The organism is Aeribacillus sp. FSL K6-3256 (assembly GCF_037965805.1).
GTDB classification, from domain to species: Bacteria; Bacillota; Bacilli; order Bacillales; family Aeribacillaceae; genus Aeribacillus; species Aeribacillus composti.
Window position 1 is genome coordinate 19,428 of sequence record NZ_CP150188.1, and the last position, 13,073, is coordinate 32,500.

At 41.5% G+C, this 13,073-nt stretch carries 11 protein-coding genes, 1 tRNA gene, 1 rRNA gene, 1 other RNA gene and 1 other annotated feature (1 of these 15 only partly in view); of the genes, 12 read left to right on the plus strand and 2 right to left on the minus strand.

The window, feature by feature from the left end:
• The first annotated feature begins 139 nt into the window (after positions 1-139).
• The 3 genes from pdxS to serS all read left to right on the plus strand — a co-directional run bounded on the left by pdxS (position 140) and on the right by serS (position 3,221).
• Complete coding sequence (gene pdxS / locus NSQ84_RS00080; protein WP_063388667.1) at positions 140-1,024, plus strand: pyridoxal 5'-phosphate synthase lyase subunit PdxS; 885 nt, start codon at positions 140-142, stop codon at positions 1,022-1,024.
• A 13-nt stretch (positions 1,025-1,037) separates the two neighbouring features.
• Entirely contained in the window at positions 1,038-1,625 is a 588-nt protein-coding gene (gene pdxT / locus NSQ84_RS00085) for a pyridoxal 5'-phosphate synthase glutaminase subunit PdxT (protein ID WP_066251693.1), read from the plus strand.
• A 50-nt stretch (positions 1,626-1,675) separates the two neighbouring features.
• Positions 1,676-1,892 (plus strand) — a binding site (T-box leader).
• Between the two features lie 48 nt (positions 1,893-1,940).
• Positions 1,941-3,221 (plus strand): serine--tRNA ligase, encoded by a 1,281-nt coding sequence (gene serS, locus NSQ84_RS00090; RefSeq protein WP_339212715.1) that lies wholly within the window; start codon positions 1,941-1,943, stop codon positions 3,219-3,221.
• A 74-nt stretch (positions 3,222-3,295) separates the two neighbouring features.
• Here serS and lhgO read toward each other — a convergent pair whose 3' ends face one another.
• The gene (gene lhgO, locus NSQ84_RS00095; RefSeq protein ID WP_339212149.1) at positions 3,296-4,492 is read right to left on the minus strand and encodes an L-2-hydroxyglutarate oxidase; all 1,197 of its coding nucleotides are present in this window, start codon (positions 4,490-4,492) and stop codon (positions 3,296-3,298) included.
• A gap of 395 nt (positions 4,493-4,887) precedes the next feature.
• On the opposite strand from lhgO, the gene NSQ84_RS00100 reads away from it, so the two are divergent.
• Positions 4,888-4,980, plus strand: a tRNA-Ser gene (locus NSQ84_RS00100).
• Positions 4,981-5,225: 245 nt separating this feature from the next.
• Here the strand turns inward: NSQ84_RS00100 and NSQ84_RS00105 are convergent.
• Complete coding sequence (locus NSQ84_RS00105; RefSeq protein ID WP_339212150.1) at positions 5,226-6,512, minus strand: glycoside hydrolase family 18 protein; 1,287 nt, start codon at positions 6,510-6,512, stop codon at positions 5,226-5,228.
• Positions 6,513-6,644: 132 nt separating this feature from the next.
• On the opposite strand from NSQ84_RS00105, the gene tadA reads away from it, so the two are divergent.
• The 8 genes from tadA to NSQ84_RS00145 all read left to right on the plus strand — a co-directional run.
• Positions 6,645-7,133: a tRNA adenosine(34) deaminase TadA gene (gene tadA, locus NSQ84_RS00110; RefSeq protein ID WP_063388670.1), complete on the plus strand. Its 489-nt coding sequence runs from the start codon at positions 6,645-6,647 to the stop codon at positions 7,131-7,133.
• A gap of 100 nt (positions 7,134-7,233) precedes the next feature.
• An RNA gene (gene ffs / locus NSQ84_RS00115) (signal recognition particle sRNA large type) lies at positions 7,234-7,498 on the plus strand.
• A 565-nt stretch (positions 7,499-8,063) separates the two neighbouring features.
• Positions 8,064-9,746, plus strand: a complete 1,683-nt coding sequence (dnaX, locus tag NSQ84_RS00120) for a DNA polymerase III subunit gamma/tau (protein WP_063388671.1) — start codon at positions 8,064-8,066, stop codon at positions 9,744-9,746.
• Positions 9,747-9,773: 27 nt separating this feature from the next.
• Positions 9,774-10,100, plus strand: a complete 327-nt coding sequence (locus NSQ84_RS00125) for a YbaB/EbfC family nucleoid-associated protein (RefSeq protein ID WP_063388677.1) — start codon at positions 9,774-9,776, stop codon at positions 10,098-10,100.
• A gap of 13 nt (positions 10,101-10,113) precedes the next feature.
• The gene (recR, locus tag NSQ84_RS00130) at positions 10,114-10,710 is read left to right on the plus strand and encodes a recombination mediator RecR (protein ID WP_063388672.1); all 597 of its coding nucleotides are present in this window, start codon (positions 10,114-10,116) and stop codon (positions 10,708-10,710) included.
• Between the two features lie 22 nt (positions 10,711-10,732).
• Positions 10,733-10,951: a YaaL family protein gene (locus NSQ84_RS00135; RefSeq protein WP_094244829.1), complete on the plus strand. Its 219-nt coding sequence runs from the start codon at positions 10,733-10,735 to the stop codon at positions 10,949-10,951.
• Between the two features lie 112 nt (positions 10,952-11,063).
• Positions 11,064-11,330, plus strand: a complete 267-nt coding sequence (locus NSQ84_RS00140; protein ID WP_063388674.1) for a pro-sigmaK processing inhibitor BofA family protein — start codon at positions 11,064-11,066, stop codon at positions 11,328-11,330.
• Positions 11,331-11,559: 229 nt separating this feature from the next.
• A 16S ribosomal RNA gene (locus tag NSQ84_RS00145) occupies positions 11,560-13,073 on the plus strand (it continues 40 nt past the right edge of the window).

The following is a 13,073-nucleotide window of genomic DNA, read 5'->3' on the forward strand; positions in this document are numbered from 1 at the left end:
CATAACTCCTAACATTTTGTTGGGGGTTTTTACTATATTTAAAATAAAAGAAATCCTTGAAATTTGATAGGAATTTTATAAAAATTAGGATAAAATAGACGTATGCATTTGAATGTATCATTAAGGAGGAACTATAGAAATGGCAATTACAGGTACTGATCGAGTAAAAAGGGGAATGGCCGAAATGCAAAAAGGCGGCGTCATCATGGATGTGGTCAATGCAGAACAGGCCAAAATTGCTGAAGAAGCAGGTGCGGTTGCCGTCATGGCGCTGGAAAGAGTTCCTGCTGACATTCGTGCGGCAGGCGGGGTTGCCCGCATGGCTGATCCGACGATTATTGAAGAGGTCATGAACGCGGTTACGATTCCAGTAATGGCAAAATGCCGTATTGGACATATTGTAGAAGCTCGAGTATTAGAAGCGCTCGGTGTTGATTATATTGATGAAAGTGAAGTGTTGACACCGGCTGATGAAGAGTTTCATATAAATAAGCGGGAATTTACGGTTCCATTTGTTTGTGGCTGCCGTGATTTAGGAGAAGCAGCTCGCCGAATTGGAGAAGGTGCTTCCATGCTCAGAACGAAGGGCGAACCGGGAACTGGCAACATTGTAGAAGCAGTTCGTCACATGCGGAAAGTGAATGCACAGGTTCGGAAAATTGTCGGCATGAGCGAAGATGAGCTAATGACGGAAGCAAAAAATTTAGGAGCCCCGTATGAAGTGCTGCTACAAATTAAAAAGGAAGGACGACTCCCTGTCGTGAATTTTGCTGCTGGCGGCGTTGCAACACCTGCTGACGCAGCGTTGATGATGCAGCTTGGTGCAGATGGTGTGTTTGTCGGCTCAGGTATTTTTAAATCTGAAAATCCAGGAAAGTATGCCCGGGCAATTGTGGAAGCGACCACACACTATGAGGATTATGAATTAATCGCTCATTTATCGAAAGATCTTGGAACTGCGATGAAAGGGATCGATATTTCTTCATTGCTTCCGGAACATCGTATGCAAGAACGTGGTTGGTAAAGGAGAATACAAAATGAAAGTAGGAGTTTTGGCACTCCAAGGTGCTGTGAGGGAGCATATTCAGTCAATCGAAGCTTGTGGTGCAGAAGGCGTAAAAATTAAAAAATCCGAACAATTGCAAAATATCGATGGACTTATTTTACCAGGCGGCGAAAGCACGACAATGAGAAGATTGATTGAAAAGTATGGGTTGATGGACCCTTTGAAAGAATTTATAAAGGGAGGAAAACCTGTTTTCGGTACATGTGCTGGTCTTATTTTGCTGGCGAAGCAAATTGTTGGACAAGATGAGCCGCACCTTGGTGTATTGGATGTGGTCGTTGAACGGAATTCTTTCGGCCGCCAGCGTGAAAGTTTTGAAGCGGAATTAACCATTGCAGGAGTTGGGGACGATTTTATAGGTGTGTTTATTCGCGCTCCGCATATTGTAGAAGCAGGAGAAAATGTTGAAATTTTAGCAAAACATGAGGATCGAATTGTTGCTGTTCGACAAGGCCACATTCTTGGATGTTCATTCCATCCGGAATTGACGGATGATCATCGATTTGTGCAATATTTTTTAAATATGGTGAAGGAATCAAACGAGAAAGTTCATGCATAAAAAAGTTGAACAAACCCTAAACTTATAGTAAATTTATGAATATAAATAGATGCAAAGCAATGAGAGGAACTAGTAGCAAGTTGTTTTTCTTAAGAGAGCTGGTGGTTGGTGGAAACCAGTGAAAAACGCTTGTGAATCCGTCCTTGAGTGAAATGCTGAATGCAAGTTTTTGTTAGTAAGCATTTACGGCAAAAACCGTTACCTTTGTAAGTGGAAGGCTGATGCCTTCAAGCAGGGTGGCAACGCGGGTATACTCTCGTCCCTTTTTGGACGGGAGTTTTTATTTTGAATATAAAAGCGAAAGGAGTGTCCATGATGCTTGATATGAAATTTTTACGGTCAAATTTTGAAGAAATAAAAAAGAAGCTTGAACACCGTGGAGAGGATTTAACTGATTTTGATCAATTTGTTGACTTGGATAAAAAGCGTCGTGAACTAATTGTTACGACGGAAGAATTAAAAAGCAAAAGAAATGAAGTATCTTCTAAAATCGCCGAATTGAAAAGAGAAAAGAAAGACACAGATCATTTAATTCAAGAAATGCGTCAAGTAGGAGAACGCATCAAAACACTTGATGAGGAATTAAAAGAGATTGAAGAAAAGTTAGAAACCTTGATTTTGTCGATTCCAAACATTCCGCATGAGAGCGTTCCAGTCGGCGATTCAGAGGAAGATAATGTAGAAGTCCGCAAATGGGGAGAAATCCCGACCTTTCGTTTTGAACCAAAACCTCATTGGGAAATTGCCGACCAATTAGGAATTCTCGATTTTGAAAGAGCCGGCAAGGTGACCGGCAGCCGCTTTGTATTTTATAAAGGTTTGGGCGCAAGATTAGAAAGGGCGCTTATCAGTTTTATGATAGATTTGCACGTTGAAGAACATGGCTATGAGGAAGTTTTGACTCCGTATATAGTGAACCGTACAAGCATGATCGGAACAGGACAGCTTCCGAAGTTTGAGGAAGACGCTTTTAAAATTCAAGGTGAGGATTATTTCTTAATACCAACAGCGGAAGTTCCTGTCACAAATTTGCACCGTGATGAAATTTTACAGGAGAAGCAGCTTCCAATCAATTATGTAGCGTACAGCGCTTGCTTCCGTTCTGAGGCAGGGGCGGCCGGAAGAGATACGCGCGGCCTTATTCGCCAGCATCAATTTAACAAAGTGGAGCTTGTGAAAATTGTAAAGCCTGAAGATTCTTATGAGGAATTAGAAAAATTAACAAGTCATGCTGAAAACGTATTGAAGCTGTTAGGACTTCCATATCGAGTTATGAGCATGTGTACAGCTGATTTAGGCTTTACGGCAGCAAAAAAATATGATCTTGAAGTATGGCTTCCAAGCTATCAAACATATCGTGAAATTTCTTCTTGCAGCAACTTTGAAGCGTTTCAGGCTCGCCGGGCGAATATACGGTTCCGACGGGATCCGAAAGCAAAGCCTGAGCATGTGCATACGTTAAATGGTTCTGGGCTTGCAATAGGTCGTACAGTAGCAGCCATTTTGGAAAATTACCAGCAAGAAGACGGATCTGTCGTCATTCCGGAAGTGCTGCGTCCATATATGGGAAATAAAACAGTAATTAGTAAAAAGTAATTCTTACTGAATAGAAAAAATGAAAGGGGGTAGGAGGGGTTCTTCCATATCCCCCTTTTATGTACAAATGTATTTTATATAGGCTGCCGTTGTATCATTTGTTTGGCAATTGTTCTTCCTATTTCAATGGATGCTGTCGCTGCAGGTGATGGAGCGTTCAGCACATGAATGGACCGTTTCGTTGGTACAATATAAAAATCATCGATTAAAGCCCCGTCTTTACTTAAAGCTTGAGCTCGGACACCAGATGGTCCAGGCAGCAAATCTTCTTCTGTAATATCGGGCATGAGTTTTTGAACATTTTCGACAAACTTTTTCTTTGACATCGATCGAATCATTTCTTCGAGTCCTTCTTTCATATATTGACCTGCTAATTTCCAAAAACCGGGGAACGTTAATACTTCAAACAAATCTTTCATATTTGCGTCGCTTTTTTTATACCCTTCTCTTTTCAAGCTTAAAACAGCATTTGGACCTATATCTATAGATCCGTCAATCATTCTAGTAAAGTGAACGCCTAAAAATGGAAAATTAGGATTTGGTACAGGATAGATTAAGTTTTTAACTAAATATGATTTTTGCGGATTTAACATATAATATTCTCCACGGAATGGAACAATTTTCACATCCGTATACAGATTTGCTATTTTAGCAATACGATCGCTGTTAAGTCCTGCACAATTTATAAAAAATCGGCTTTGAAAGGTTTTGTTTGCTGTTTCAACGATAACTTCTTGTTTTTTTTCATGAATCACTTCTACTTTTTCGTTTAAAAAGATCTCCCCGCCCTTTTCGAGGATTAAATCTACCATCCGTTCACTAACAAGACGGAAATTTACAATACCTGTTGATGGAACATGAATGGCTTCTATTCCATTCACATAAGGTTCAAATTCATGAAGCTCCTCCTTTGAAATTTTCCGGATATTGAGGCCGTTTTTTAATCCGCGTTGGAACAGCTTCTCAAGCTCCTCCCGCTCATGTTCATCGCTGGCAACGATTACTTTGCCGCAGACTTCATAAGGGATATCGTATTTTTGGCAAAACATGATCATTGCCTGATTACCTTTTTTCGCAAGCTGCGCCTTATAGCTCCCGGGCTTGTAATATATACCGGAATGGATCACCCCGCTGTTATGACCCGTTTGATGGGAGGCAACTTTATTTTCTTTTTCGATTATTGCCACTTTTGCGTTTGGGTGTTGTTCATATATTGCCAATGCAGTGGATAAGCCGACTATTCCTCCACCGACAATTACATAATCATACATATTTTTCTCCGTCCTCCTCTAGTCATCCGCAAGCTTCTCACTCTGATTTTTTAAGGGATTTACGTTTTGCACTAGGCTTCAGTTGTTTTTATACATGCTGTTTTAAAAGCGCGGCAAATCAATGCAAAGATAGCAGCCGATTGCGGGGAAAAGATGCCTTTGTTCATGTCCCGAAAAAACTAGTGTCCATTTGTGAGCGCTTTAAATTAACTTGCAATACAAGTTTATAACATGATGAATGAAATACAATCGATTTTTTTCGAATTTTTTAATTTTTTCTATTTAAAAAAATAAGCTTCTTTGTAAAGAAGCGTTTAAGGAAAAAAATTATTTGATAACTTTTATGAGTTTATTGACATACATTTTATACTGTGCTATATTAGTCCATGTCATATGGAGGAGTACCCAAGTCTGGCTGAAGGGGTCGGTCTTGAAAACCGAGAGGCGGGTCAAACCGCGCGGGGGTTCGAATCCCTCCTCCTCCGCCATTATTTACCGAGTGCGCATAAATTGGAGATTGGCTAAATTCGTTACGGGCTGTAACGAATTTTTTATTTTTTAAAACAAAATGGCTAATCCTCATGGAAAACAAAAATCATCGATATAAACGTTAAAGGGGCGTCTATAAGCTGAAAAGCAACTTATTAGGCGCCTCTTTTATTTTTTTGAAAAACAAAACAGAAATTCCTCATATTTAAGATCATTTGATCAATAGTTGTTTATAAAGAAGTATTTATTTTTTTACGACTTGAAAATTATCGATAATCAACAGCCAATTTTGCGGAAACGAAATTCCTAGTTTCCAATAGCTGACACCTCGCAAATGCAGCTCTTTTACAAGATCGAATTTGGCTTGTATGGAACGGGCATCTTCAAACCAAACTTCATGAACCTTTTGGTTTTCATCCGTATATCGAAAAGTAGGGGCTTGGGCTTCTTCATCAAATTTGATTTCTGCATTGTATTTTGATGCAAGCTGAATCGCCTGCTGCGGACTTATCGCTTTTGCGTAAGGCCCGCCTTGCACAAAGGGAAGAGTCCAGTCATAACCGTATAAATTTTGTCCCATCATAATTTTCTGTGGAGGAATCTCCGTAACGGCATATTCGAGTACATCACGGACTGGGCCGATAGGAGAAACAGCCATTGGCGGTCCGCCGCTGTACCCCCATTCATATGTCATAATGACGACCCAATCCATAATTTCTCCATGTGCTTTATAGTCGTGGGCCTCGTACCATTGTCCTTTTTGCTCTGCGCTTGTTTTGGGGGCTAATGCAGAGGAAATGAACCACCCTTCACTGTGAATCCTGTCTCTCGCCCTTCGCAAAAATTGATTATAGGCTTCCCGATCGGCAGGAAACAAATATTCAAAATCAAAGTGAATATCTCGAAACTGATATTTTTTTGCTGTGGCAATAATATTATTTAAAAATTTAGTTTGTACATCATCGTCTGTCAGCAATATATGCCCTAACTCTGCACTAAATTGATTGTTCTCCAAATTTGTGACAGCCATTGAAAACACTAAATTTTGTTCATTAGCAATAGTTTGCAAGTTCCCAATCGGTGGCTCTTTTAAAGAACCGTCACGTTGTGCTTGAAAGCTAAAATGGGTAAGGTAGGTTAAATAAGGGGCAGTCTCTCTTGCGCTGTCTTCGAGATTTTGGCTGACTTGAGCACCAAGCGGTTCTAAATATACATTAAATTCTGCTTGCCGTTTAGGCCGTTCTGGGATATATAATCGAAGGCCAATAGGCAATAATTGATTTATATTCAGTCCATTTACTGCTGCAAGCTCAAATACAGAAGTACCAAATTTTCTTGAAATGCTCCAAAGGCTGTCTCCCCGTTGAACGGTGTAAAATTGTCCGATGATTGGAATAACAATTGCTTGACCTACAACAAGCTGATCAGGATTAGGAATTTCATTTGCTTCAACGATGGCTGTTATAGATGTTCCATATGTTTGTGCAATGGAATAAAGCGTTTGCCCAGATTGAACAACATGAATTAGCAAAATCATGACCTCCTGTAAAAACTGTTTGTAAATTTTATGTTTTCATCGCAGAAAACATGCTTTTGGAAAAGGTTGAAAGGAACCCGCACTTTTTTTAAGATGAAATTATATCGATAGGATGAGGAGCAAAAAATGACTAAAGACGAATATTATATGACTTTAGCAATTGAAGAGGCGAAGAAGGCGGAAAAGATTGGCGAGGTTCCGATTGGTGCTGTGCTTGTTGTAGATGATGTAGTGGTTGCAAAAGCTCATAATTTGAGGGAAACCGAGCAGAGGTCAATCGCTCATGCGGAAATATTGGCAATTGATGAGGCGTGCAGGAAGCTTCGAACGTGGAGACTCGAGAACTCGACGCTATATGTGACGCTTGAGCCATGTCCAATGTGTGCAGGAGCGATTGTAATGTCAAGAATTGAACGTGTAGTTTTCGGCGCTTTCGATCCGAAGGCTGGTTGTGCAGGAACGTTAATGAATTTATTAAATGAACCTCGTTTCAATCATCAAACAGAAGTAATTTCAGGCGTGAAGCAGGAGCAATGCAGTGAAATGTTAACCTGTTTTTTTCAAAAGTTGCGGGAAGAGAAAAAACGGTTGAAAATGAAAAATAAAAACAATTGAATTTTTTAACATATTGGGAAGCGTTGCATTTTCTCGAAAAAACATATATACTAAATTTGCGTCCTTAAACGGCGCAAAGTGAAAATCGGTTTAAACTTTGCCGTGCTAAGCGGGGAGGTAGCGGTGCCCTGTACTCGCAATCCGCTCTAGCGAGGCCGAATTCCTTCTCGAGGTTAGTATATTTTAGGGTCTGCCTCAAGTAAGTGGTGTTGACGTTTGGGTCCTGTGCAATGAGAATCCATGAACCATGTCAGGTCCGGAAGGAAGCAGCATTAAGTGGAAGCTCTCATGTGCCGCAGGGTTGCCTGAACTGAGCTAACTGCTTGAGTAACGCCTAGGGTTGCTAATCGACAGAAGGTGCACGGCAGTTATTATATCAAACAATAAGATCCCCTTATAGTAGGCAGAAAAAGAAAAGTCTGTCAACTATAAGGGGATTTTTTCGATGAGAGAAGTATGAACAGCGTATGATGTAAAGCTTAAAAAATGTAATGAGGACATTGGTTTAAAATATGGATTGATGCATGATGGGGAAAACACTTTAAGCAGAAAGAAATGTAGAAAATATTAGGAAGACCTTAAAATTCCCCAGAAGCTCTTGAAACAAAAGTATCCTTAGCGGCTAAAACCATACAGAATACGCCGTCCCATTTCAAGTCTCATCCATACTTTTTCCGCACGTCCGAAAAGATGAAGGATGCATTATGCAATATAACTATCAACGGCTTCAAAAGAGAAACAGCTTAAAGTCCTAATGAATATCGGTCTCAGGCTGTCTACATGTGCTGTCTATTTAACTGGAGACGCTTTTACAGAGATCGGTTTTATTTTTTTTCATAAGTTTTTTATCCTTCTTATGGAAAACTTACATTCGTTTAAACAATCAGGTATAATAAATGAAAGATTACTGTATAAAGGGGAGGGCGTTACTTGAGTTATCAGGCTTTATACCGAGCATGGAGGCCACAGCAGTTTCGTGATGTCGTGGGACAAGAACACGTCACGAAAACATTGCAAAATGCCCTTTTACAAAATAAATTTTCGCATGCTTATCTTTTCACAGGTCCTAGAGGAACAGGTAAAACAAGCGCTGCAAAAATATTTGCGAAAGCGGTCAACTGCCAACAAGCACCAATTGCAGAGCCTTGTAATGAGTGTCCTGCATGTAAAGGAATCACGGAAGGATCGATTTCGGACGTTATTGAAATTGATGCAGCTTCTAATAATGGAGTAGATGAAATTCGCGATATTCGCGATAAAGTCAAATTTGCACCTGCGGCGGTCAAATATAAAGTATATATTATTGATGAAGTTCATATGCTTTCAATCGGAGCATTTAATGCTTTATTAAAAACGCTTGAAGAACCTCCAAAACATGTGATTTTTATTTTGGCTACAACTGAACCTCATAAAATTCCGCTTACCATTATTTCGAGATGTCAACGCTTTGATTTCCGGCGTATTTCTGTTCAATCCATCGTACGTCGCATGAAGGAAATTGTGGAAAATCAATCGATCAAGGTTGAAGAGGAAGCGTTAAAGGTTATTGCGAGCTCGGCTGATGGTGGGATGCGAGATGCACTGAGTCTGTTGGACCAAGCCATCTCTTTTAGCGATGATAAAGTCACATTGGAGGATGTATTATTTATAACTGGATCGGTTTCTCATAAGATGCTCGCAAATTTGGTCCGATTTATTTTTGAGAACAACGTTACGGAAGCTTTAAAAACTATCCACGAATGGTTGGATCAAGGGAAAGATCCTTTAAAATTAATTGAAGATCTCATTTATTACTATCGCGACATGTTATTATATAAATCGGCTCCAAACTTAGAGGAAGTAATGGAACGAGTCGCAATAGACGATGCGTTCGTTTCATTGTGCGAACAAATTCCTATTGAGCAAATTTATGAGACGATTGAAGTTTTGAATCAAAGCCAGCAGGAGATGAAATGGACGAATCATCCCCGTATTTTTGTAGAAGTAGCGATTGTGAAATTATGTCAAACTGAGCGCGTGCAGCCGCCTTCAGTTCATTATGAAGAACTTCTTAATCGAATACAGGAACTTGAACGCACAATATCTTCATTAGTTCAGCATGGAGTTCAAGAACAGTCGCCTGTTAAACAAGAAGCAAAAGTACAAAAAACAATTCAAAGCGGTTATAAAACGCCTGTTGACCGCATTTATGATATTTTGAGAAATGCTACTCGAAAAGATTTGGATTTAGTGAAAAGCCGATGGGGAGATCTGTTAACAACGCTAAAGCAGCAAAATAAAGTGTCGCATGCAGCCCTTTTAAATGAAAGTGAGCCAGTTGCTGCTTGCGAATATGCTTTTGTGCTAAAATTTAAATATGAAATCCATTGTAAAATGGTGGCGGAAAATCAAAATCATGTATTAACAAACCTCCAAACGATTTTACAAGGACTCATTGGACGTCAAATGGAGATGATTGGCGTTCCGGAGAAAGAATGGGGTAAAATAAGGGAGGATTATTTGCGCAATCAACGATCAGACGATGCACATCAACAGGAGCATGAAGACGAAGATCCGCTTATTGCCGAAGCAAAAAAATTAGTTGGCACGGATCTGATTGAAATAAAAGAGTAAATAAATGCTTATGGAGGAGATAATATGATGATGCGAGGCGGTATGGGAAACATGCAAAAAATGATGAAGCAAATGCAAAAAATGCAAAAGGAGATGCAAAAGGCTCAGGAGGAGCTTGCTGAAAAAAAAGTGGAGGGAACTGCTGGCGGCGGTATGGTCACGGTTGTTGCAAACGGACATAAGGAAATTTTAGAAGTGAAAATCAATGAAGATGTTGTAGATCCTGAAGATATTGAAATGCTTCAAGATTTGGTATTGGCAGCAACAAACGATGCTCTTCGCAAAGTGGATGAGTTAACAAGCGAAACGATGGGAAGATTTACTAAAGGTATGAATTTGCCTGGCTTGTTCTAGGAGGATCTATTCGATGCAATATCCAGAACCGATATCAAAACTTATTGATAGCTTTATGAAGCTGCCAGGAATCGGTCCGAAAACGGCCGTTCGTCTGGCCTTTTTTGTTTTAAATATGAAGGAAGAAACAGTATTGGATTTCGCGAAAGCGCTTGTCAATGCAAAACGAAATTTATCATATTGCTCGATTTGCGGTCATATTACAGATGAAGATCCATGTTATCTTTGCAAAGATGAGCGCCGCGACAGAAGCATAATATGTGTGGTTCAAGACCCGAAAGACGTCATTGCAATGGAAAAAATGAAAGAATATAACGGTCTATATCATGTTCTGCATGGCGCCATTTCGCCAATGGACGGGATTGGTCCTGAAGATATTAATATCCCTGATTTGCTAAAACGTCTGCAAAATGATGAAATTCAAGAAGTAATTTTAGCAACAAATCCGAACATTGAGGGAGAAGCGACAGCAATGTATATCTCTCGCCTTTTAAAGCCTACAGGCATAAAAATCACAAGAATTGCTCATGGACTGCCTGTTGGCGGTGATTTAGAATACGCGGACGAAGTCACACTTTCAAAAGCGCTGGAGGGAAGACGAGAGATTTGAAGAGAAAAGGAGTTTGCCAGACATGTTTATTCGGCGAAAGCAATGGTTGAGAAGAGAATTCGATCAGCTGCTTCTTCAAGATTTAATTGAGCTGAAGGAACATTGGGAGTATCAAAAGCGTTTAGTGGAAAAAAGCTTTGATCCTTCACCTGAGGTGCTTAGCAGTTTAAAATTAGCAGAAGCAAAATATTTATTTCTTTTAAAAGAAGCCAAAAAGAGAAATATCAAGATGGAAAAGTAGGTAGAAGGAAGCAGCCACATTCCTGTTTGTTGTTTTCTTAGTTCTAAACAATATGAAATCTTTCATATTGTTAAAGTAAAGCCGAAATAAACAGGAAGGTGGGTTTTATATAATGGAGCCTTATATTATGATCATTTGCATTTTAGGGCTTTTATTCCTTCTGCTTCTTGCTGGTGCTTCTTTGAAACCGGTGAAATGGATAGGGAGTATTTTTATAAAAATTGTGATCGGGGCCTTGCTACTTTTTTTTGTTAATTCTTTTGGGACGAGTTTCGGTCTGCACGTGCCCATTAATATTGTTACATCATCTATTGCAGGTTTATTGGGGCTCCCCGGATTAGCTGCTTTAGTAATTATTAAAATGGTGATTATCCCTTGAAAAACACCTGTATACAGGCGGGTGTTTTTATTTTCAAAAAAAGTGTTGACATTATAAACAATCATGGTAAAATAGTATTCGTCGCTAAGATACAAAATAAAAAAACATTGACAAATGAATTTTTGATTGATAAAATAGAAATCCTGATTGATCCTTGAAAACTGAACAAAACGAAAAGCGTGCCTGTTGATTCTAAAAGAGCATTTGGTGACAAACTTTTGACAAACTTTTTTTGGAGAGTTTGATCCTGGCTCAGGACGAACGCTGGCGGCGTGCCTAATACATGCAAGTCGAGCGGACCGAAGGGAGCTTGCTCCTTTAGGTTAGCGGCGGACGGGTGAGTAACACGTGGGCAACCTGCCCTGCAGACTGGGATAACTTCGGGAAACCGGAGCTAATACCGGATAACACCGAAAACCGCATGGTTTTCGGTTGAAAGGCGGCTTTTAGCTGTCACTGCAGGATGGGCCCGCGGCGCATTAGCTAGTTGGTGAGGTAACGGCTCACCAAGGCGACGATGCGTAGCCGACCTGAGAGGGTGACCGGCCACACTGGGACTGAGACACGGCCCAGACTCCTACGGGAGGCAGCAGTAGGGAATCTTCCGCAATGGACGAAAGTCTGACGGAGCAACGCCGCGTGAGCGAAGAAGGTCTTCGGATCGTAAAGCTCTGTTGTCAGGGAAGAACAAGTACCGTTCGAACAGGGCGGTACCTTGACGGTACCTGACGAGGAAGCCACGGCTAACTACGTGCCAGCAGCCGCGGTAATACGTAGGTGGCAAGCGTTGTCCGGAATTATTGGGCGTAAAGCGCGCGCAGGCGGTTCCTTAAGTCTGATGTGAAATCTCGCGGCTCAACCGCGAGCGGCCATTGGAAACTGGGGAACTTGAGTGCAGGAGAGGGGAGCGGAATTCCACGTGTAGCGGTGAAATGCGTAGAGATGTGGAGGAACACCAGTGGCGAAGGCGGCTCTCTGGCCTGTAACTGACGCTGAGGCGCGAAAGCGTGGGGAGCGAACAGGATTAGATACCCTGGTAGTCCACGCCGTAAACGATGAGTGCTAAGTGTTAGAGGGTATCCACCCTTTAGTGCTGCAGCAAACGCATTAAGCACTCCGCCTGGGGAGTACGGCCGCAAGGCTGAAACTCAAAGGAATTGACGGGGACCCGCACAAGCGGTGGAGCATGTGGTTTAATTCGAAGCAACGCGAAGAACCTTACCAGGTCTTGACATCCCCTGACAACCCTAGAGATAGGGCGTTCCCCTTTCGGGGACAGGGTGACAGGTGGTGCATGGTTGTCGTCAGCTCGTGTCGTGAGATGTTGGGTTAAGTCCCGCAACGAGCGCAACCCTTGACCTTAGTTGCCAGCATTCAGTTGGGCACTCTAAGGTGACTGCCGGCTAAAAGTCGGAGGAAGGTGGGGATGACGTCAAATCATCATGCCCCTTATGACCTGGGCTACACACGTGCTACAATGGGTGGTACAAAGGGCAGCGAAACCGCGAGGTGGAGCGAATCCCAAAAAACCACTCTCAGTTCGGATTGCAGGCTGCAACTCGCCTGCATGAAGCCGGAATCGCTAGTAATCGCGGATCAGCATGCCGCGGTGAATACGTTCCCGGGTCTTGTACACACCGCCCGTCACACCACGAGAGTTTGTAACACCCGAAGTCGGTGGGGTAACCCTTACGGGAGCCAGCCGCCGAAGGTGGGACAAATGATTGGGGTGAAGTCGTAACA